The sequence below is a fragment of the Rhodococcus sp. NPDC060176 genome (assembly GCF_042728675.1).
GTDB lineage: Bacteria > Actinomycetota > Actinomycetes > Mycobacteriales > Mycobacteriaceae > Rhodococcus_F.
On sequence record NZ_JBHWYS010000003.1, the window covers coordinates 348,983 to 369,216 of the forward strand.

Sequence of the window (20,234 nt, forward strand, 5' to 3'; positions counted from 1 at the left end):
AGAGGCATTCATGACCACGCTCGGAGAATCGCTGACTTTGCCCTGTGGGCAGATACTGCGAAATCGGACCATGAAAGCTGCGCTCAGCGAGGCTCTGGGGGACCGGACACATGGACCGTCCACCCGACTGGAAACTCTGTACGGTCGTTGGGGCAGCGGCGGATTCGGGTTGCTGATCACCGGCAATGTCATGGTCGATCGATCTCAGATCGCCGAACCGGGCAACGTCGTGGTCGACGACGATCGAGATGCCGAAGCGCTGACGGCTTGGGCCAAGACTGCCAAGAACGGCGGCGCCGAGATCTGGATGCAGCTGAACCACCCAGGGCGACAATCCAACCCGATTGCCAGCAGGGGCCGCCCGGTCGGCCCGAGTCCGATCGCGCTGAAGATCCCGGGAATGGCTGCGCCGCGAGAACTCTCGACCGCCGAGATCGAAGACATCATCAACAGGTTCGCGGAAACCGCTCGCGTCGCCGAGTCCTCGGGATTCGGAGGCGTACAGATCCACGCAGCGCACGGTTATCTTGTTGCGCAGTTCCTTTCGCCGTTGTCCAATCAGCGCACGGACGAGTGGGGTGGAGATCCCGAGCGTCGCCGACGCTTTCTGATCGAGATCGTTCGGCGCATACGTTCGGCGGTCGCGCCCGGATTCGCGGTCTCGGTCAAACTCAACTCGGCTGATTTTCAGCGCGGTGGGTTCTCCGAAGACGAGTCGCGAGAAGTAGTGCGCGCGTTGACCGAAGAGTCGGTGGATCTCATCGAGATCAGCGGTGGCAGCTACGAGTCGCCGGCCATGATGGGTAAAGCGCAGAAGCAGAGCACTCGTGACCGAGAAGCATATTTTCTCGAATATGCCGAGACTGTCCGGGCGATCGCCGGCGACATTCCGTTGGCAGTCACGGGCGGCTTCCGCTCGCGATCGGCGATGGTCGAGGCACTCGCTTCCGGCGCGTGCGACGTGATCGGCCTCGGCCGGCCGACGATCACCATTCCCGACGCGGCAAGCGTTCTCCTGGAATCGGATCGGGAACGATTGAACGTCCCGACTGTCGAGTTTGGAGCGCGGAAATTGTTGGGGAAGGTTGCCGACATCTCGATGCTCGACGGTGCACTCGACTTGCAGTGGCACACCGATCAGTTGCACAGAATGGGCGACGGCAACGAGCCGGATCCAGCTCGTCCGTGGTGGAAGACCCTCGGAACCATGGTGAGGCGAAACGGAATCGATGCGCTTCGCCCCACCAAACGAGCGGCTTGATCAGCTCGGCGCACCGATATTGAGTTCATCGGGATGCGCGCCGACGCGCGTGCCGTCGTCGAGAGTGTCGATTTCGCTCAGATCGAGATCAGTGAGTTCGAAGTCGAATACGTCGATGTTCTGAGCGATCCGAGCGTCGTGCACTGATTTCGGGATGACGATCAGGCCGTTCTGAAGGTGCCAGCGGATGAGGACCTGTGCGGCAGTCTTGCTGTGGCGGTCACCGATTCGAGTGATGATCGGATCGGTGAGCAGCGTGTTGGGCTTCGAAGCCTTACCCCAACCTGCGTTGCTGGTGCCGCCGAGTGGGCTCCACGATTCGACCTTGATCCCGTGCTCGGCTGCCTTGTCCCGGATCGCGTGCTGCGTGAGGTGCGGATGCAGTTCCACCTGATCGACGGCGGGCAACATTCCGCCGCGATCGACAAGAAGCTGCAGATGGTGCGGCTCGAAGTTGCACACCCCGATTGCCTTGGCACGGCCCGATTCCGCGATCTTTTCGAGCGCCTCCCAAGTGCGGAGAAGGCGGTCGTTGTCCTGCAGCGGCCAGTGGATCAGGTAGAGATCGACGTAGTCGACGCTAAGCTTGTCGATACTGGTGTCGAAAGCCTTCAACGCCGGCTCGTAGCCCTGGTCCGCGTTCCACAGCTTCGTGGTGAGGAAGATGTCCTCTCGCGCGACGGACGAGTTGGCGATACCTCGTCCGACGCCCTCTTCGTTTCCGTACGCGGCTGCAGTGTCGATGTGCCGGTAGCCGGCCTCGTCGAGTGCGAACCGCACTGCATGCTCGGTTTCGTCGTTGGTGGCCTGCCAGACTCCGAGGCCGAGTTGCGGGATCGTGGTTCCGGAATTCAGCGTGATGTCAGGATTGCTCATGGATCAAGGCTAGCGATCTCCAGCCTTCCTCGCCGGGGTCAGAGCGTGGCAGCCGAGTACCCATGTGCTGCTGCAACACTGTCCGACAAGAGCAGACCGTCGTGTGTACTCAGTCCCGATTCCAGACCGGGAACAGTCGCGACGGCGTCCTTCCATCCCTTGTCGGCCAATGCGACGACGTACGGAAGTGTCGCGTTGGTGAGCGCGTACGTCGATGTGCGGGGAACGGCGCCGGGCATGTTCGCAACGCAGTAGAAGACCGAACCGTGAACCTGGTACGTCGGATCGGCGTGGGTGGTCGCGTGTGAGTCCTCGAAGCAGCCGCCCTGGTCGATGGCGATGTCGACCAGTACCGAACCCGGCTTCATGCGCGCGACCAGGCTGTTGGACACGAGAGTGGGAGCCTTCGCCCCTGGGACCAGCACTGCGCCGATGACGAGATCGGCGTCGAGAACTGCCTGTTCCAGTTCGAGGCTGTTGGACGTGATGGTCTTGACCTGGCCGTGGTACAGCTCGTCGATTTCCCGCAGACGCGCGATCGACAGATCGAGAACGGTGACGTCGGCCTGCATGCCGTAGGCCACGGCGATGGCGTTCTTGCCGGAGACTCCCGCACCGATCACCACGACCTTGGCAGGACGTACTCCCGGCACGCCGCCCATCAGCACTCCGCGTCCGCCGCCGTGACGCATCAAGTGGTAGGCGCCGGCCTGCGGTGCAAGGCGTCCGGCTACTTCGCTCATCGGGGCGAGGAGCGGCAGTGAACCGTCGGAACCGACAACGGTTTCGTAGGCGATGGAGGTGGTCTTCGACGCCAGGAGCGCGTCGGTGCATTCCTTCGACGCCGCCAGGTGCAGGTAGGTGAAGAGCACCTGATCCTTACGGAGCCGCGAATACTCCTCTGCAATAGGTTCTTTGACCTTGAGGAGCAGATCTGCGTCCGCCCAGACCTGATCCGCGGACCCGAGGATCTGTGCGCCCGCAGCCTTGAAATCCTCGTCGCTGAAGGAGGAACCGACGCCTGCACCCGTTTCGATGACGACCTCGTGCCCTCGGCCGACCAGTTCGTGCACGCCTGCTGGGCTGATGGCCACGCGGTACTCGTGGTTTTTGATTTCGCGGGGGATTCCGACCTTCATGACACGGCTCCGAACTGAGTCTGTTGTTTCTTCGAATGTCAGGTGCCAAGCATGAAGTTTCGTCACCAGATAGTGAAGAGAAGTGAAGATAATTCTCTATGCTGTATTCATGGTGCGCGAAAGTTCAAAAATCGGTATCCAGACGGCTGCCTCACCGAAGCATGTTCGGGCAGCTATGAAGTTGGACGAGGTCGACCGGGTTCTGCTCGAAGAGCTGGCGAAAGACGCGAGGATTCCGAACAATGCGCTGGCCGCGATCGCAGGAATTGCGCCGTCGACGTGCCTCGGACGTGTGCGTGCCTTGGTGGACAACGGCGTGATCAGGGGATTCCACGCGGACATCGACCCCGCTGCTCTCGGAATGGATCTGCAGGCGATGATCGCAGTTCGACTGCAGGCCAACGCGAGGTCACACCTCAACCGACTCGGTGACGACTTCGCCAAGCTGGACTCCGTGCTCAACGTGTATTTCGTGGCCGGTGTCGACGACTACATGTTGCACGTCGCAACGACGGATTCGGCGCAGTTGCGGGACTTCGTCGTCAACAACCTCTCGGCCCATCCGGCGGTGGCCGCGACCGAGACGATTCTGATCTTCGAGCACGTCAGGCCTCGTGGCGGCACTGCCTGATTCGTTCTCACCCGCGTTCTCACAAAATGACGGGGCGACGCCCGGACCAGGCGTTCTCGAGGAGTTCGCTCAGGCCCGGCGCGGTGATCTCACGCGGATTCGGATAGGCGGCGGAGGTCGCGAGTTCGACTGCACGGCCGATCTGATCGTGACTCATTCCCACCTCTCGCAGAGACGTCGGTCCGCCGCTCGCGGTGACGAGGTCGAATACGCCGCTAGCGGCATCGGATACACCCAGAGCGGTTGCTATTCGCGACATCACTTCCGGGACGGCAGCCGCGTTGAACGCCATTGCATGGGGGAGGACAACGGTGTGGGTGGGGGCGTGCGGCAAACCGAAGCTGCCGCCGAGGGTGTGGCACAACTTGTGATGAAGTCCCATGCCGACTGTGCCCAAGCAGGTTCCGGCCAACCAGGCAGATTGCAGCAGGTCGGCCCGGCCTTCTACATTTCTCCGATCATCGACGACGATCGGCAAAGCACGGGCGATCCCGGAGAGTGCCTCGATTGCCATCGAGTCGGTGATCGGATTGGATTCGGCGGAATACAACGCTTCAACCGCGTGAGCCATCGCGTTGACGGCGCTGGTGACGGTGGTGTCCAGCGGCAGATCGAGAGTGAGGTCGACGTCGTAGATGACGGTTTCGGGTCTGATGCGGGGTGACGAGCGAGTTGTCTTGCGTCCGTTCTCGGTTTCACCCAACACCGGAGTGACTTCTGATCCCGCATACGTCGTCGGAACGATGATCTGATCGAACCCCGCTCGCAGTGCGAGTGCTTTGGACAACCCGGTTGCCGAGCCGCCGCCGATCGCGACGACGGTGTCGACGTGATGGTGCTGGGCAAGTTTCAGCGCGGCTGTCGTGACTTCGATCGGAGTGTGCATCACGGCGCCGTCGAAGCGCACGACGGCCATGTCACCGAGAGATTCGGTGACGTCGGCGGCAAGCGCGTCCAGTCGACGGCTTGCCAGCACCATCACTCGGCTACGGCCGAGCCGTCTCACTTCTTCGGTGATCGAGCCGATCGTCCCTTGGCCGAAGACAATTCGAGCCGGTGAAGCGTCGTACGAGAAGGACTTCATGTCATCCCTGCGAAACGGTGGCGTGCATTTCCCAGACGATGACCTCGGCGCCGGTATCGGAACTGACCTGCTGGCCTCCGCCGCCGGACACTCGTACCGCGTCACCTTGTTCGAGCACTCCGACGCCTTCCATGGCCGCCTGACCGTCGGCGACAAAAACATGCAGGAACGGTGCGTCCGGCAGGGTCACGGGCTGTCCGGGTTGCAGACGCGCGACGTGCATCGCGGCGTACTTGTTCTTGATCCGGATTGCCGAGTGATCGGCGTACGCGTCCATTCCCGAGGCGACGGGAACCAGTCCACCGGTAAGCAATTCGGCGTCGATCTCCAACTGCTCGTAGCCGGGGGTGATTCCGGCTTCGTCGGGGATGACCCACATCTGGATGAAGTGAACCGGGTCGCTGTGCTTGTCGGAATGGCTGCCGGCCACGTCACCGAGTCGCCACGAGTCGTTCTTCTCGGAATGCAGGATGCCAGTTCCGGCGCTCATCCGTTGGGCAAGTCCGGGGTAGATGACCCCCGAATGACCCATCGAATCCTGATGCACGAGAGAACCTCTCAGAACCCAGGTGACGATCTCCATGTCCTGGTGCGGGTGGGTGTCGAATCCCATTCCCGGCGTGACGATGTCGTCGTTGTTGACCAGGAGAAGGCCGTGGTGAGTGTTCTTCGGGTCGTAGTGATTGCTGAACGAGAAGGAGTGCTTCGAGTCCAGCCAGCCCGCATTGGACTTGAAGCGATCGCCCGATCGGCGGACGTCGAAGTTCGGTAGCGACAAGGTGGAGGTCATGGGGTGCCTTCCGGATGGTGTGGGGGAGAGCAAGTTTTCAGAGGACGTGATTGCCGTACATCTCGCCGAGGGGATCTGCGATCAGTTCGAGTCGAGCGCCGTCGGGATCGCGGAAGTACAACGACACCTCGCTGTGCTCGATCAATTCGACGCCCGCCTCGGTGAGTCTGGTGCGCAACGTCGCCCACTTGGCCGGCTCGACGCTGATCGCGATGTGGTGGAGGCCGCCGAGTACCTCTTGGTACGGGCCCACGTCGAGGCCCGGGAAGTCGAAGAAGGCCAGGAGGTTACCGTTGCCGATGTCGAAGAAGAAGTGCGAAGACCCGGGATAGTCACGGTTCTCGATCAGTTCGGTGAGAGGGAAGCCGAGGATATCCTGATAGAACTTCACGGTTCGCTCGACGTCACTGCTGATCAGGGCCGTATGGTGCAGACCGCGTGCCATCGACGACGGTCGTTTGTCGGCAGGGATCAGATGTCGATCCCTTATCTCGGCACGGCGTTCCTCGAACTGCACTGCGTTGTCGGCCTGCATTGCTTTGTCGACCTGCACTGCGTTGTCGTCGCTCATGGCGCCCGCCTCTCGGTTGAATCTTCTCTTCGAACAAGTAGTTGACTGATCAACTACATTGAGAATAGCTCATTTGATTTCGTTGTCAACTACTTCGGATATGCTGGCGTGATGGAATCAACGCGATGGTTGACCGACTCGGAGCAAACGGCCTGGCGGGCGTACCTGGATTCGACCCGCCTGCTTCAGCGCGTCCTCGATCAACAGTTGGTGCACGACTCCGATATTTCCTTCACGGATTTCGAACTGCTGGTCGCGCTGGCCGAGGCGCCCGGACGACAATTGCGCATGAGTGAGCTCGCTGACGCCGTGATGGCAACCCGTAGTGGCGTGACCAGGGCGGTCAATCGACTGGTCGGCGTCGGTTGGGTGCGCAGGGTCGAGTGTGTCGACGACAAGCGTGGCGCCAATGCGGAGCTGACCGACCAGGGCGCCGAGAAATTGGCGTCGGCAAGCCCGGCCCACGTCGCCGCAGTACGGGAGAACATGTTCGATCTGCTGAGTCCGCGAGATGTCGAGCGTCTCGGTGTGGTGTTCGGTGAGATGCGCCGCCACCTTCTCAAGGGCCGGTCAGGTAATTGACAGAGCAACGGCCAATGTCATGTAGTTGGTGAGGACTGCGAACGGACTGCCATCATGGTCTGGTGACCCGCATTCGTATGTTCGCGACCGACCTCGACGGCACCCTGCTGCGCTCCGACCGAACGATTTCGACGCGCACCGCGCAAGCCATGGAGAACGCGCGGCTGGCGGGTATCGAAGTTGTGTGGGCGACGGCCCGCGCTCGACATTCGGTACATACGTTGGCGAGCTCGTGCGGATTTCGCGGTAAAGCTGTGTGTGCCAACGGAGCTGTCATTCTCGACCTCGCCGATGGTACTCCGAAGATCGTCGACACCGTTTCGATCGAAATGTCCTTGGCGGCAACGGCTATGGAGCAAGTTCGCGCACTGGTCCCAGGCGTCGTGTTCGCGAACGTCGGACCCACTCAGTTCTTTGCCGAGCCGGAGTATGCCGCTCTGTGTGAGTTCGCGGACCATCACCGGCACCTGCACGAGATGGTGCTGGCCGACACCTTGCCTCTCGACGTCGAGCCGATGGTCAAGATCGTGGCTCGGCATGCGGAAGTTCCCAGCGCCGACCTGTACCGAACTGCGGTCGCTGCGGGCATCGAGGGTGTGGAGTTGACCCACTCCGGGGCTCCGTACATGGAAATGGCCGCGGCGGGCGTCTCGAAGGCCAGCGCTCTCGCGCAGTTGTGCGCGATCGACGGCATCGACGCGTCGGAAGTTGCGGCAGCCGGCGACGCGTTCAACGACGTTGCCATGCTGACCTGGGCCGGAACGGCTCTGGCGCCCGCCAACGCCCGAGCTGAGGTCATCGAACTAGCCGACCGAATTCTGCCCACGAACGACGAGGACGGAGTGGCAAGCTACCTCGAAGAGTTGGTTGCGGGGAGCTAGTTCAGCTGCTGACGGCCTTGGGCCCGGTGCCGATACCGACGCCGCAGTCCGTCATGAATTCGGAGAAGACACGGTCGAAGCGATCCGGATAGTCCAGGTGGGGGAAGTGTCCGGCGCGCTTGAAGATCTCGACCCGCCCGAGCGGTAGCTCGGCGCGAGCGTTCTCGGTGTGGGCGTTGGGGATGATGGTGTCTTCCTCGCCCCATACCAGTAGTGCCTGCAAGTTCTTGAAGTTGGCGAAATGCGGAGTGGCATTGACGGTTTGACCGTTGTAGTTGATGACCGATCGTGCAGTCGCCAGAAATGCCTGACGTGTCGACGCGTCCGATACCGAAGCAAAGCTCTTACGAGCCTCACTCGCGCTGGCGCCGAGCTTGAACAGGCCGATCTTGTTGAAAAGTCCGAGCGCTTTGTCGGTCACATCGGTCAGCGTCCGGGACGCGAGGACGGGAAGCACCAGTTCGCTGCCTGGCAGAGTCGCTGCGCGCAGGAGTGGGCTGACCTCGGGGCCGAGTCCGCCGCTGGCCACGAGGCACAGCCGTTCCACGCGGTCGGGGAACAGATAGAGCGTCTGCATCGCGATCCCGCCGCCGAGTGAGTGACCGACCAGGGTGGCCGACGGAATGTCGAGGGCTTCGAGAAGATCGCGCACAGTGGCTGCGTGAGCGCTGAGTGAGTAGTCGCCGGCAGGCTTGTCCGACGCACCGTGTCCGAAGAGATCAGGAGCGATGACGCGGTAGTGGCGTGAGAGCGTCTCGATCTGAGGCTCCCAGTTGGAGTGCGCGCCCAGCAGGCCGTGAATGAGCACCACAACGGGGCCACTGCCTTGGTCGACGTATTTGAGCTGGTCGCCGTGCAATACAACCGTCTGTAATTGGTCGGTTGCCATGATTGAACCTTTCGGAGCCGCCAGTGTCTGTGGCTGCTCGCGTGTTGTCGGACCGCACCCGCCCCGACGCGGATCCACGGGTATTTGTGACCGGGAGTAACCCCAGTTCCCTCAGTATGCCCACCGAGCGGCCCGATGTCGTCGCCATCGGGCGTGTTGTGACGAACCGTGAGCCGTCGGCTGAGGGGAGACGTACAACTCACCGCCGCTTGTCGGGGCGGTTGATCAGGCGAAATCAACCAGTTTGCCGAAGGTGAGGTTGATGTCCCACGGTGTGACGCCCCAGGTCTCGATAGCTGATACTGCGAAGATTCCGGCGGCCTCGATGGTGTCTTGCGAGGCTGGCGCCGAGACCGAAACACCGGTTTGGCCGTTCGGAACCTCCGGCCAGACGCCTGTGCCCACGGGTGCCGGGGTGGCCTCCATGACTGCATTGGCCAGGCCCAATTCGTCGACGGTCGTGAAGAGGCAATTCGGCTTGTGGGGAGAATCCCACCCGCCGAGTTCCGCGAGCCAGAATTCGCCGCGTCCAGCAGCGGAGATCGCGATGGACGCTAGTAGCGATTCGAGATCTTCCCAAGCGTCGCCGGTCGGGGAGGACGCGTCGCTGAGCTTGAACGGTGCGGCGAGGGCAGTGCTGTCCGGGGAAGCGAAGCGCGGCTGCACAGTGAGGGTCTGCGTCAGGGCGTCGAAAAATGCAACTTCTCGGAACTTGTTGTCCGGCAGAGCAGTACGGGAAACAGTGCCGCGTCCAAGCAACGCGCCGAGCGCCTCGGGATCGTCGACACTCCACAGGCGGGTCTCGTCCTCGGACCACGTGCGAATCATTCCGCCGACGACGGGACTGATCAGCACGGGCTCGAGGTTCGTACTGCCTGTTGACTCGCTCACCGCTGGCTCCCACCGCACGTCGTACCGCCGGACCGGTTCCGAGCGACCAGACAAGTATGCCGCCTCGCTGCTGTGCGCCTTTGTTAACCGCGGGCGGTTAATAAAGGCGCACAGCAGGTGGTCACATATGCGTGCCGCCGTCGATGCGGATTTCCGTTCCGGTGACAAAGGAGCCGTCCTCGGAAGCGAGCATCGCGATCACGCCGGCGACCGCGGACGGGGGAGCGAAACCCTCACCGATCGCCGGGGCCAGCTTGCCGAGCAGCGTGAAGTCGATGTCGGCCGGGAATCCGGGATCGGACGTCATGCCCGACGCGATGCTGCCGGGTGCGACGGCCACGGCGCGGAGGCCCTGCTTGCTGTACTCGAGAGCGAGTGCGTGCGTGAAGGATTGGATTCCACCCTTCGACGCTGCGTACGCCGTCATGTAGGGGTGGGCGAATGTCGCCGAAGTGGAACTGAAGTTGACCACGACGCCTGCTCCGCTTTCGAGCAGTGCCGGCAGGGACTCCCTCGTCATGAGGAACGTTCCGGTGAGGTTGACCCCGATGACGGTGTTCCAGAAATCGAGTGTCATCTCGTGGGTGTGCGCGGAGCGCAGAATGCCCGCCGCGTTGACCAAAACGTCGAGACCGCCCAGAGCCTTGATCGCAGCGCCGACCTGTTCGCGAACAGACTCTTCGCTGGAGATGTCGACCTTCACCGTGGTGAGGCGATCGGAATGGCCTGCGTCCTTCGCTGCGTTCAGCGTTTGTTCGAGGCCGGTCTCGGAAATGTCGGCGGCGACGACGGTGCCACCTTCTGCCAGGATGCGGGCAACGGTGGCCTGGCCGATTCCGGATCCTGCGCCGCTGATGAGGACGCGCTTGTCGTCGAATCGATTCACGAGAAAACTCCGGTCTGTGGGATGGACAGCTGTCTGGTTTCGATTCTGCGCGATCCAGAGCTATTAATCTGCTGGGCATTCCACTGACTGGGCACCATTGGTGCTTGTTCGCTCGCAATCCCGAGCGAACAAGCACCGACGTCTCCTAGAGGCCCGCTGCCTGCGCGAGGCTCGGCAGGTAGGTGCTCGGCTGACCGAAAAGCTGAGCGCTACCGTGTGCACGCTTGAAGTACAGCTGAGCGTCGTGCTCCCAGGTGATCGCGATTCCACCGTGCAACTGAACCGCTTCGGAGGTGATCTGCTGCAACGCTTCCGAGCAGTAGACCTTCGCCACCGCCGCGTCGTCGGCCGACTGCGTCGCCACTGCGGCGTAGGTCATCGACCGCGCCGTCTCGACCAACGTGTACATGTCAGCCATCCGGTGCTTGAGTGCCTGGAAAGAACCGATCGCGCGACCGAACTGCTTGCGCGACTTGGTGTATTCGACGGTCTGTTCGACGATCGCTGCGGCTGCGCCGACCTGCTCTGCAGACAACGCGATCAGGACGACGGTTCGGATTCGATCGACCAGATCTTCTGACCACTGCAGTGGTCGACCGCGAACACCGGAGAACGTGACCTCCGCCAGCGGTCGTGTCGGATCCATGGTGGGGACGCGTCGGCGGGAGACGCCCTCGGCGGCGGGATCCACTTCGTAGAATCCGTCGGCAGTCAGAACGAGCAGGGTGTCTGCGACGTGCCCGTCGAGGACGTACGACGCCGTGCCGGTCAACGCATCCTCGGTTGCCTCGACGCCGAAGGTGCTCCAACCAGCGGCACCCGCCCAGCACAGGGCGAGCGTGCTCTCACCGGCCGCGACACCGGGCAGCAGTCGCGAGCATGCGTCGTTGTCACCGGAAAGCAGCAGTGCCTGTGCGGCAAGAATTGCGGAACCCAACATCGGTGAGGGTGTCAGCGTGCGGCCCAGTTCCTCCTGGACCACGTGTACCTCGCCCAAACCTGCTCCCACGCCGTCGAACTCCTCGGGAATCGCCAGCGCGGCGACGCCGATCTGCTCGCACAGCTTGCTCCACAACGCGGCGTCGTAGCCGATCTCGGTGTTGATGGCGGCGCGGACGGCAGCGGAGTCGGAATGCTTGCTCAGGAGATCGCGTACCGACGCACGCAGTGCTGCCTGGTCTTCGGTGTCGATGCTCATGATGCAACCAGTGCTTCGACGACGCGTGCGCGGTGCTCGGACGGCGTGCCCCACGCGGTGAGCAATGCTCGCACCTTGGTGAGCCACAGGGAGAGGTCATGTTCCATCGTGTAGCCGATGGCGCCGTGAACCTGGAGTCCGACGCGGGCGGCCTTGTAGGCGGCATCGCCGCACGCGACCTTGGCGGCTGAAATGTCACGCGAGGCGTCTGCGGACTGATCGCGAACCGACAGTGCTGCACCGTGCAGCAGGGGGCGAGCCATTTCGAGGGAGACGGCAACCTCGGCCAGGTGGTGCTTCATGGCCTGGAACTGTCCGATGACCTTGCCGAACTGCTTGCGCTGCTTAGCGTATTCGGTGGTGACCTCGAGCAGTGTCTGGCCGAGACCATGCAACTGCGCGGCAGTGGCAAGAGCGCCAATGTCGAAGGCTGCCGAGAAGTCTGCGGAGCCCAGCGATTCGCCGGCGGAAACCTCGTAGAGCTTGCGGGAGAGATCCACCGACGCCTTGGCCTCGCCGGGGACGCCGAGCGAGACGGAACCGTCCTGTGCAAGTAGCACCAGGTCCACTGCATTGGCGTCGAGCGCAAACGGTGTGTGCGGGGGAGCGGCGACGGTTGCGAGCGCACCCTCAGCGAGAGCAGAGAGACGTTCCGGTGCAACGGAAGCCAAGAGCGTCGGCGCCACGGCGATCGTTTCGACGACCGGTCCGGGTACTGCGTGGCGACCGAGCTGTTCGAGCGCAACGACCAGGTCGACGGCGTCGGCGCCGAGCCCGTCGTGCTCTTCGGAGATGACGAGGCCGTTGACGCCGGTCTCGGCAAGGCGCTGCCAGAGCTTCTTGCCAGGCTCGGTGTCACCGTCGTTCCACGAACGGATGACGGCGGGCATGTCGGACTTGGTCAGCAGCGCATCGATGCTTGCAGCGAAGTCCTGGTGGGAGGAGTCGAGCGCGAATCTCATCGGTCCGCCTTCGGTAGGCCGAGCAGACGCTCAGCGATGACGTTTTTCTGAATCTCGTTGGTGCCTGCGTAGATCGGGCCGGACAGGGAGAACAGGTATCCGTCCATCCAGTTGTCGGCCAACTCGGCTTCAGGGCCCTGAAGTTCGAGAGCAGTCTCGTGGGTGGCGATATCCCACTCGGACCAGAAGACCTTGTTGATCGAGGACTCGGCGCCGAGCTGTCCACCGTCGGCCAGACGGGTGACGGTGCCGAATGTGTTGAGTTGGTAAGCGCGAGCGCCGATCCAGGCGTCGGCGACCTGGTTGCGCAGCGCGCTGTCGTCAGTGCGTCCGCTGGACTTGTACAGCTCGAGCAGGCGGTCGACTGTCGCGAGGAAGCGGCCGGGGCTGCGCAGCGAGAGACCACGCTCGTTGCTTGCGGTGCTCATCGCGACGCGCCAACCTTCGTTGACGTTTCCGATCACACCGGACTCGCCGGGGTTGGACGGGTCGTCCGGAACGAAGACGTCCTCGAGGAAGATCTCGGCGAAGCCGGGCTCACCGTCGAGCTGATCGATCGGGCGAACGGTGACACCCTTCGAGCGGAGGTCGAACATGAAATACGTGATGCCCTTGTGGCGCTGCGCATCCGGATCGGAGCGGAACAAGCCGAAGCCCCAGTCTGCGTAGCTGGCGCGCGAACTCCACGTCTTCTGGCCGTTGAGCAGCCAACCGCCGTCGACCTTCTTGGCGCTCGAACGCAGGCTCGCGAGGTCGGAACCGGACTCGGGCTCGGACCAAGCCTGTGCCCAGATGTCGTCGGCACGAGCCATACGCGGCATGATGCGAGCCAACTGCTCGGCATTTGCATGCTCGAACAGTGTGGGAGCCAACAGGAAGATGCCGTTCTGGCTTACGCGACCGGGCGCACCCGAGCGGTAGTATTCCTCCTCGAAGACGACCCATTCGAGCAGGGACGCGTCGCGGCCACCGAGTTCCTTGGGCCAGGAGACGACGGCGTAACCGGCGTCGGCGAGGGTGTGTTCCCACTGCCGATGTTCTTCGAAGCCCTCGGCCGTGTCCATGGACTTGAGCGGAGTGGCGGGGACGTTCGCCTCCAGGAACGAGCGGACCTCGTCACGGAATGCGGTTGTGGCGTCGTCAAATACGAGATCCACTAGTTTGTTCCTTCCTGCGGTGTGCGAGCACTGGCAGCCATAGCTTTGGCGTCGAGACCACCAAGCGAGTCTTTGCCTACCTCGGCGTTGTGAGCGTGAGCGAAGTGATGCAGACCGAAGACGGAATCGATGCCGTTACGCATCCCCATCTGGTCCTCGCACTGATTGACGGCTTTCTTGGTCAAAGCCAGTCCGAAGCGCGGCATCTCGGCGATACGTCCAGCGAGCTCGAACGTCTCCTTCTCGAGGTGCTTGCGGGCGACGACGCGGTTCACCATGCCGATTTCATAGGCACGTTGCGCGGTGAACCGATCGCCGGTGAAGAGCATTTCCTTGGCGAATCGTGAACCGACCATCCATGGGTGCGCGAAGTATTCGACGCCGGGGATGCCCATGCGGACAACGGGATCGGAGAAGAAGGCGTCGTCGGACGCGACGATCATGTCGCAGACCCAGGCGAGCATGAGTCCGCCGGCAATGCAGGCGCCTTGCACCATCGCGATGGTGGGTTTGGGGATCTCCCGCCAGCGACGGCACATGCCCAGGTAGACCTCCATCTCGCGGGCGAAACGCTGGTCACCGCCTGGCTTGTCGACGTGATCCCACCACATGGTGGCCTTGTTCTCGTACTCGACGTGATGGTCGCGTCCCGGGGTCCCCAGGTCGTGACCGGCACTGAAGTGAGGTCCGTTGCCTGCCAGGACGATCACCTTCACGTCGTCGTCTTCGACGGCGCGCTGGAATGCCGCGTCGAGGGCATACGTCACGACCGAGTTCTGGGCGTTGCGGTAATCGGGACGATTCAAGGTCACGACGGCGACCGAGTCGCGAACCTCGTAGGTCACGACGTCGGCTTCGAAAGGAACGGTCATGACTGTTCCTCGCGCAGAACCGTTTTGAGGACCTTGCCCGAAGGGTTTCGGGGCAGGTGATCGACGAAGCGCACCTCGCGGGGCACCTTGAAGCCGGCGATCTTCTCTTTGAGGAACGCGATCACCGACTCTTCGGTGAGGCCGGCACCGTCGAGTTGGGCGATGTAGACGCGGCCCACCTCTCCCATCCGGTGATCGGGGATGCCGATGGCAGCCGATTCGTGGACACCGGGCAGGCGAGCCAACATGCCCTCGATCTCGGCGGGGTAGACGTTGAATCCGCCGCTGACGTACATGTCCTTGAGACGGTCGGTGATGTCGAGATATCCACGCTCGTCGAGGGTTCCGATGTCTCCGGTGTGCAGCCAGCCGTCGGCGTCGATTGCCTTGGCGGTGGATTCCGGGTCGTCGAGGTACCCGAGCATGACGTTCGGTCCACGAAGCAGGATCTCGCCCTGGTCGCCGATCTTGACCTCGAAATCGGCTGTCGCGCGGCCGGAACTGGTGGAGACGGTGACCGGATCGTCGTCGGTGCGGCACATCGTCGCAACGACCGCCTCGGTCAGGCCGTATGCCGTGAGGACGGCGTCGAAAAGCTCTGCCTGCATGCGCTCGACGAGAGCAACCGGCACGGGTGCGGCGCCGGTGATCGCGATGCGGAGCGAGGACAGGTCGTACTCGCTGCGGCGGGGGTGGTCGAGGATGGTCTGGTAGATCGTCGGGGCGCCGGGCAGGATGCTGATCTTCTCGCTGTTGACCAGTGCGAGGGTGTCGTCGATGTTGAAGACGGACACCGGCACGATCGTCGCACCGTTCAACAGACAGACCAGGATTCCGGCCTTGTACCCGAAGGTGTGGAAGAACGGGCTGATGATGAGGAAGTTGTCGTCAGCGGTGACCTCGGCGCATTCGCCCCACGACTTGGCAACGGCGATGGACTGACGATGCGCGGTGATCGCGCCCTTGCTGCGTCCCGTGGTGCCGGAGGTGAAGAGGATGTCGCTGACGTCGTCGGGCTGCACCTTCGCAGCACGCGAATCGGCCTCGGTGCGGGCGGCGTCGGTGGCGAGCGCGAGGAAGTCCTCGAACTCGATGACGCCGTCACGGTCGTCGTTTCCGTCGATCGGTACCTGGATGACGGTGGGGATCGACAGGCTCGGGTTGGCGTCGAGCAACTGCTGGTACCGATCGGCCTTGAGGAACGTGCCGACGATGACCAGAGCTGCGGCGTCGACGCGCTCGATGATGTCGAGAGCTTCGGTGCCGGTGTATCGAGTGTTGATCGGAATGATGGCTGCGCCGGCGTACTGAGCGCCGAGCAGGGCGATCACCCAGTGGTATGTGTTGGGCGCCCAGATGACGACGCGGTCGCCTGCGTTCACCCCACGGTTGATCAGTGCGCCGGCGAAATCGCGGACACGCTGGTGTAGCTGTGCGAAGGTCGGTCGGGTGTCGCCATCGGCGATAGCCGTGCGCTCACCGAACTCCTCGGCGGCCCGGATGAGGGCTGATGGGATGGTTCTCGGTTGTTCGGTCACTGGACTCCTACCTGACACGCTACCTAGCAAGTGCTTGGTAGGTTATCTTACATATGTGGACCAGAGCGAGAGCCCGGACGGGCAGATGACGGACGACGAGTTTGCGACCACGGTCGCGCAGTGGTTGGCCGAGAACTTGACGGGCAAATTCGCCCAGCTCAAGGGTAAGGGCGGCCCCGGCAGCGAGCACGAGTTCTTCGAGCAACGACTCGAGTGGGACAAGCACCTCGCAGCCGCGGGATGGACGTGCCTCGGGTGGCCGAAGGAATTCGGCGGACGGGGAGCAAGCATCGCTCAGCAGGTCATCTTCCATCAGGAGTACGCGAAGGCCGGCGCGCCCGCTCGCGTCAGCCACATCGGTGAAGAGCTGCTCGGCCCGACGCTGATCGCGTACGGCACCGATGAGCAGAAGCGTCGATTCCTTCCGGGCATCAACACGGTCAGTGAACTGTGGTCGCAGGGCTACTCCGAGCCCGGCGCCGGTTCCGACCTCGCGAACGTCTCCACCACCGCACGCCTCGAAAACGGCAAGTGGATCATCAACGGCCAGAAGGTGTGGACCTCGCTGGCCCACGTCGCGCAATGGTGCTTCGTGGTCTGCCGCACCGAAGTGGGCTCCAAGCGTCATCAGGGCTTGAGCTTCCTGCTGGTCCCGTTGGATCAGCCCGGTGTGACAGTTCGGCCCATCCAGCAGCTCACCGGTACGTCGGAGTTCAACGAGGTCTTCTTCGACGACGCCGTCACCGACGTCGATCTGGTGGTCGGGGAACCCGGCGAGGGCTGGAAGATCGCGATGGGGCTGCTCACCTTCGAGCGCGGTGTCTCCACGCTCGGACAGCAGATCGGATTTGCCCGCGAGCTCCAAGGCGTCGTCGACCTGGCGAAAGCCAATGGCAGTGACCAGGATCCGCACATCCGCGAAAAGATCGCGCGCGCCTGGGTCGGTCTGCGCGTGATGCGCGCCCACGCGATGCGTACTCTCGACGCGGTCGACGTCGGAACCGGTGGTGGAGAAGCGTCCGTCGCAAAACTGTTGTGGGCCAACTGGCATCGTGATCTGGGACAGCTGGCGATGGACGTGCAAGGTGCGTCGTCGTTGGTTGCGCCTTGGGCGGATTCCGAGGGCAATGCCTCGGACATCACCGACCCCGAACATCTCGAGCTCGACGAGTGGCAACGCCTCTTCCTCTTCACCCGCGCCGACACGATTTACGGCGGCTCCAACGAAATTCAGCGCAACATCATTTCCGAGCGCGTGCTCGGTCTTCCCCGAGAGGCTCGTTAATGTCTGACACCAAAGCCGCGTCCCCGCTTTCCGTTGCGCCCGAGGAAACGCCGGGTCACGGACTGCTCGCGGGCAAGAAGGCAATCATCACTGCCGCGGCCGGAACCGGCATCGGTTTCTCAACTGCGCGCAGGGTGCTTCTCGAAGGCGGCGACGTTCTCGTCTCCGACTTCCACGAGCGTCGTCTTGGTGAGACGGTGGAGAAGCTGAAGGCCGAATTCCCCGGTCAGCAGGTCGAATCGATCATCTGCGACGTGTCGAGCACCGAGCAGGTCGACGCGCTGTTCGTCGGCGCCGCCGAAAGGTTGGGGCGCATCGACATCGTCGTCAACAACGCGGGCCTGGGCGGCGAGACTCCCGTCGTCGACATGACGGACGATCAGTGGGATCGCGTTCTCGACATCACCCTCAACAGCACCTTCCGTTCGACGCGCGCCGCGCTGCGGTACTTCAAGAGCGTTCCCCACGGCGGTGTTCTGGTGAACAATGCGTCCGTTCTCGGTTGGCGGGCGCAGCATTCCCAGGCGCACTACGCCGCAGCCAAGGCCGGTGTCATGGCGCTGACTCGGTGCAGCGCAATCGAAGCAGCGGAGTACGGAGTCCGTATCAACGCGGTCTCGCCCTCCATTGCGCGTCACGCGTTCCTGGCGAAGGTCACCAGTGAGGAACTGCTCGACCAGTTGGCTTCCGGCGAGGCCTACGGCCGCGCCGCGGAGGTCTGGGAGATCGCAACGGTCATCGCGATGCTCGCCAGCGATTACTCCACCTACATGACCGGTGAGATCGTCTCCGTTTCTTCACAGAGGGCTTGACCCCCGTGCGCGGTTAAGGAGTCCCTGGACTCGCTGACCGCGCACAGGGGAAGGCCCTGGATAGGATTGAATACATGACGCCACCTCGAAATTCCGACGAATCAAACGGCAAGTCCGGGCGCCGCGACGAGCTGCTAGAGATCGCGGCGGGGCTCTTCGCCGATCGCGGAGTGCGCGCGACGACCGTCCGCGACATCGCCGACGCCGCCGGGATCCTGTCCGGCAGCCTGTATCACCATTTCGATTCCAAGGAGTCGATGGTCGACGAGATCCTGCACCAGTTCCTCGACGAACTCTTCGGAAAATACCGCGAGATCGTCGCGGCGGGGTTGGACAGTCGCGCGACGCTCGAAGCACTGGTCGTGACGTCGTACGAGGCCATCGACGCCTCACATTCGGCTGTGGCGATCTACCAGGACGAGGTCAAGCATCTCGTCGGGAACGAGCGCTTCGCTTACCTGGCCGAGCGCAACACCGAATTCCGGGACCTGTGGGTCGGCGTCCTCGAAGCCGGCGTCGCGGACGGTACCTTCCGTTCCGACATCGACGTCGAATTGGTCTTCCGATTCATGCGCGACACCGTGTGGGTCGCGGTTCGCTGGTACCGCCCGGGTGGATCCCTCTCCGCTCACGCCGTCGCGGATCAATATCTCGCGATCGTGCTCGACGGGCTCTCCGATCCGGCAACTGTTGAAAAAACTTCAAGAATTATTGCTGCACAACGAAACTAGGAGCTAACGCTATGTCCGAGGTTTACATCGTCGACGCCATTCGCACACCGATCGGCAAGAGGGGCGGCGCGCTGTCCGGCGTGCACCCCATCGATCTCGGTGCGCACGTCGTCAAGGCACTGGTCGAGCGCACCGGTATCGACCCCAGTGACGTCGACGACGTGATCTTCGGTTGCGTCGACGCCATCGGCGGCCAGGCCGGCAACATCGCCCGTATGTCCTGGCTCGCAGCGGGATTCCCGGAGCACGTTCCCGGGGTGACCGTTGACCGTCAGTGCGGTTCGAGCCAGCAGGCAGTGCACTTCGGCGCTCAGGCCATCCTGTCGGGCACCGCGGATCTGATCGTTGCCGGCGGCGTTCAGAACATGAGCCAGATTCCGATCTCGGCAGCGATGATCGTCGGTCAGCAGTACGGATTCGACACGCCGACTTCGGGCTCGGTCGGTTGGACCGAGCGCTACGGTGACCAGGAAGTCTCGCAGTTCAAGGGCGCCGAAATGATCGCCGAGAAGTGGGACATCAGCCGCGAAGAGCTCGAGAAGTGGGCACTGCAGAGCCATGAGCGCGCCAAGGCTGCGATCGCCGCGGGTCGTTTCGACAACGAGATCGTCGCCATGGGTGACGCGACCGTCGACGAAGGACCCCGCGAGACCAGCCTCGAAAAGATGGCGACGCTCAAGGTTCTCGTCGAAGACGGCCGCATGACCGCAGCAGTGGCAAGCCAGATCTCCGACGGCGCGAGTGCGCTGCTGCTGGCGTCGGCGGAAGCGGTGGAGAAATACAACCTCAAGCCCCGCGCCCGGATTCATCACCTCAGCGCACGCGGCGACGACCCGATCTTCATGCTCAGCGCGCCGATACCGGCCACGAAGCATGCTCTCGCGAAGGCTGGTCTGAGCATCGAGGACATCGACATCGTCGAGATCAACGAAGCTTTCGCCCCGGTGGTCCTGGCCTGGATCAAGGAAATCGGTGCAGATCCGGCCAAGGTCAACGTCAACGGCGGCGCGATCGCACTCGGTCATCCGCTCGGCGCGACCGGCACCAAGTTGATGGCAACCCTGCTCAACGAACTAGAGCGCACCGGCGGACGTTACGGCCTGCTGACCATCTGTGAAGGTGGCGGCACCGCAAACGCGACGATTATCGAGCGTATCTGATCCCTGCTGTGCGCCTTTATTAACCGCCGGCGGTTAAT

General features: G+C 62.9%; 21 protein-coding genes. 8 read left to right on the plus strand and 13 right to left on the minus strand.

What is annotated here, in order from left to right:
- Positions 1 to 10 precede the first annotated feature (10 nt).
- Positions 11 to 1,261 (plus strand): NADH:flavin oxidoreductase/NADH oxidase family protein, encoded by a 1,251-nt coding sequence (locus ACFWEM_RS16550; RefSeq protein ID WP_378535122.1) that lies wholly within the window; start codon positions 11 to 13, stop codon positions 1,259 to 1,261.
- Here the strand turns inward: ACFWEM_RS16550 and ACFWEM_RS16555 are convergent, their stop codons facing one another.
- Together ACFWEM_RS16555 and ald are read right to left on the minus strand one after the other, a co-directional pair.
- On the minus strand, positions 1,262 to 2,137 hold the full coding sequence (locus ACFWEM_RS16555; protein WP_378535124.1) for an aldo/keto reductase: 876 nt from the start codon (positions 2,135 to 2,137) through the stop codon (positions 1,262 to 1,264).
- 38 nt (positions 2,138 to 2,175) lie between these two features.
- Complete coding sequence (ald, locus tag ACFWEM_RS16560; protein WP_378448910.1) at positions 2,176 to 3,276, minus strand: alanine dehydrogenase; 1,101 nt, start codon at positions 3,274 to 3,276, stop codon at positions 2,176 to 2,178.
- A gap of 109 nt (positions 3,277 to 3,385) precedes the next feature.
- On the opposite strand from ald, the gene ACFWEM_RS16565 reads away from it, so the two are divergent.
- A complete protein-coding gene (locus tag ACFWEM_RS16565) occupies positions 3,386 to 3,907 on the plus strand; it encodes an Lrp/AsnC family transcriptional regulator (RefSeq protein WP_378448911.1) in 522 nt (173 codons plus the stop codon).
- A 19-nt stretch (positions 3,908 to 3,926) separates the two neighbouring features.
- On the opposite strand, the gene ACFWEM_RS16570 is transcribed toward ACFWEM_RS16565, so the two are convergent.
- Genes ACFWEM_RS16570 through ACFWEM_RS16580 form a run of 3 tightly spaced genes read right to left on the minus strand, consistent with a single transcriptional unit; the run spans position 3,927 to position 6,316 of the window.
- Complete coding sequence (locus ACFWEM_RS16570) at positions 3,927 to 4,991, minus strand: maleylacetate reductase (RefSeq protein ID WP_378535127.1); 1,065 nt, start codon at positions 4,989 to 4,991, stop codon at positions 3,927 to 3,929.
- Between the two features lies 1 nt (position 4,992).
- Positions 4,993 to 5,781 (minus strand): pirin family protein, encoded by a 789-nt coding sequence (locus ACFWEM_RS16575; RefSeq protein WP_378535130.1) that lies wholly within the window; start codon positions 5,779 to 5,781, stop codon positions 4,993 to 4,995.
- A 37-nt stretch (positions 5,782 to 5,818) separates the two neighbouring features.
- Positions 5,819 to 6,316, minus strand: coding sequence for a VOC family protein (locus ACFWEM_RS16580; protein WP_378536160.1), 498 nt, complete (start codon positions 6,314 to 6,316; stop codon positions 5,819 to 5,821).
- Positions 6,317 to 6,463: 147 nt separating this feature from the next.
- Here ACFWEM_RS16580 and ACFWEM_RS16585 point away from each other — a divergent pair, with 147 nt between their 5' ends.
- Positions 6,464 to 6,934: a MarR family winged helix-turn-helix transcriptional regulator gene (locus ACFWEM_RS16585; RefSeq protein ID WP_378535132.1), complete on the plus strand. Its 471-nt coding sequence runs from the start codon at positions 6,464 to 6,466 to the stop codon at positions 6,932 to 6,934.
- A 62-nt stretch (positions 6,935 to 6,996) separates the two neighbouring features.
- On the plus strand, positions 6,997 to 7,815 hold the full coding sequence (locus ACFWEM_RS16590) for an HAD family hydrolase (protein WP_378535134.1): 819 nt from the start codon (positions 6,997 to 6,999) through the stop codon (positions 7,813 to 7,815).
- Position 7,816: 1 nt separating this feature from the next.
- On the opposite strand, the gene ACFWEM_RS16595 is transcribed toward ACFWEM_RS16590, so the two are convergent.
- From ACFWEM_RS16595 to ACFWEM_RS16630, 8 genes are all read right to left on the minus strand, one after another.
- Positions 7,817 to 8,704: an alpha/beta fold hydrolase gene (locus ACFWEM_RS16595; protein ID WP_003945464.1), complete on the minus strand. Its 888-nt coding sequence runs from the start codon at positions 8,702 to 8,704 to the stop codon at positions 7,817 to 7,819.
- A gap of 225 nt (positions 8,705 to 8,929) precedes the next feature.
- Positions 8,930 to 9,595 (minus strand): hypothetical protein, encoded by a 666-nt coding sequence (locus ACFWEM_RS16600; RefSeq protein WP_378535136.1) that lies wholly within the window; start codon positions 9,593 to 9,595, stop codon positions 8,930 to 8,932.
- 121 nt (positions 9,596 to 9,716) lie between these two features.
- Positions 9,717 to 10,481, minus strand: coding sequence for an SDR family NAD(P)-dependent oxidoreductase (locus tag ACFWEM_RS16605; protein WP_003945543.1), 765 nt, complete (start codon positions 10,479 to 10,481; stop codon positions 9,717 to 9,719).
- Between the two features lie 145 nt (positions 10,482 to 10,626).
- The gene (locus ACFWEM_RS16610) at positions 10,627 to 11,679 is read right to left on the minus strand and encodes an acyl-CoA dehydrogenase family protein (protein WP_378535138.1); all 1,053 of its coding nucleotides are present in this window, start codon (positions 11,677 to 11,679) and stop codon (positions 10,627 to 10,629) included.
- Entirely contained in the window at positions 11,676 to 12,641 is a 966-nt protein-coding gene (locus tag ACFWEM_RS16615; RefSeq protein WP_378535140.1) for an acyl-CoA dehydrogenase family protein, read from the minus strand. Before ACFWEM_RS16615 ends, ACFWEM_RS16610 begins: the two co-directional genes overlap by 4 nt.
- Positions 12,638 to 13,798: an acyl-CoA dehydrogenase family protein gene (locus ACFWEM_RS16620; protein ID WP_378448920.1), complete on the minus strand. Its 1,161-nt coding sequence runs from the start codon at positions 13,796 to 13,798 to the stop codon at positions 12,638 to 12,640. The genes ACFWEM_RS16615 and ACFWEM_RS16620 overlap by 4 nt, the downstream gene beginning before the upstream one ends.
- Entirely contained in the window at positions 13,798 to 14,670 is an 873-nt protein-coding gene (locus ACFWEM_RS16625; RefSeq protein ID WP_230814834.1) for an enoyl-CoA hydratase, read from the minus strand. The genes ACFWEM_RS16620 and ACFWEM_RS16625 overlap by 1 nt, the downstream gene beginning before the upstream one ends.
- Positions 14,667 to 16,208, minus strand: a complete 1,542-nt coding sequence (locus tag ACFWEM_RS16630) for a FadD3 family acyl-CoA ligase (RefSeq protein WP_378535143.1) — start codon at positions 16,206 to 16,208, stop codon at positions 14,667 to 14,669. Before ACFWEM_RS16630 ends, ACFWEM_RS16625 begins: the two co-directional genes overlap by 4 nt.
- Before the next feature lie 55 nt (positions 16,209 to 16,263).
- Between ACFWEM_RS16630 and ACFWEM_RS16635 the strand changes: the two genes are divergently transcribed.
- The 4 genes from ACFWEM_RS16635 (at position 16,264) to ACFWEM_RS16650 (ending at position 20,196) form a co-directional block, all read left to right on the plus strand.
- Positions 16,264 to 17,493, plus strand: a complete 1,230-nt coding sequence (locus ACFWEM_RS16635) for an acyl-CoA dehydrogenase family protein (protein ID WP_378535145.1) — start codon at positions 16,264 to 16,266, stop codon at positions 17,491 to 17,493.
- Positions 17,493 to 18,305 (plus strand): SDR family oxidoreductase, encoded by an 813-nt coding sequence (locus tag ACFWEM_RS16640; protein ID WP_214886906.1) that lies wholly within the window; start codon positions 17,493 to 17,495, stop codon positions 18,303 to 18,305. The genes ACFWEM_RS16635 and ACFWEM_RS16640 overlap by 1 nt, the downstream gene beginning before the upstream one ends.
- 74 nt (positions 18,306 to 18,379) lie before the next feature.
- Positions 18,380 to 19,036 (plus strand): TetR/AcrR family transcriptional regulator, encoded by a 657-nt coding sequence (locus tag ACFWEM_RS16645; protein ID WP_378535147.1) that lies wholly within the window; start codon positions 18,380 to 18,382, stop codon positions 19,034 to 19,036.
- Between the two features lie 11 nt (positions 19,037 to 19,047).
- The gene (locus ACFWEM_RS16650; protein ID WP_378535149.1) at positions 19,048 to 20,196 is read left to right on the plus strand and encodes an acetyl-CoA C-acetyltransferase; all 1,149 of its coding nucleotides are present in this window, start codon (positions 19,048 to 19,050) and stop codon (positions 20,194 to 20,196) included.
- Positions 20,197 to 20,234: the final 38 nt, after the last annotated feature.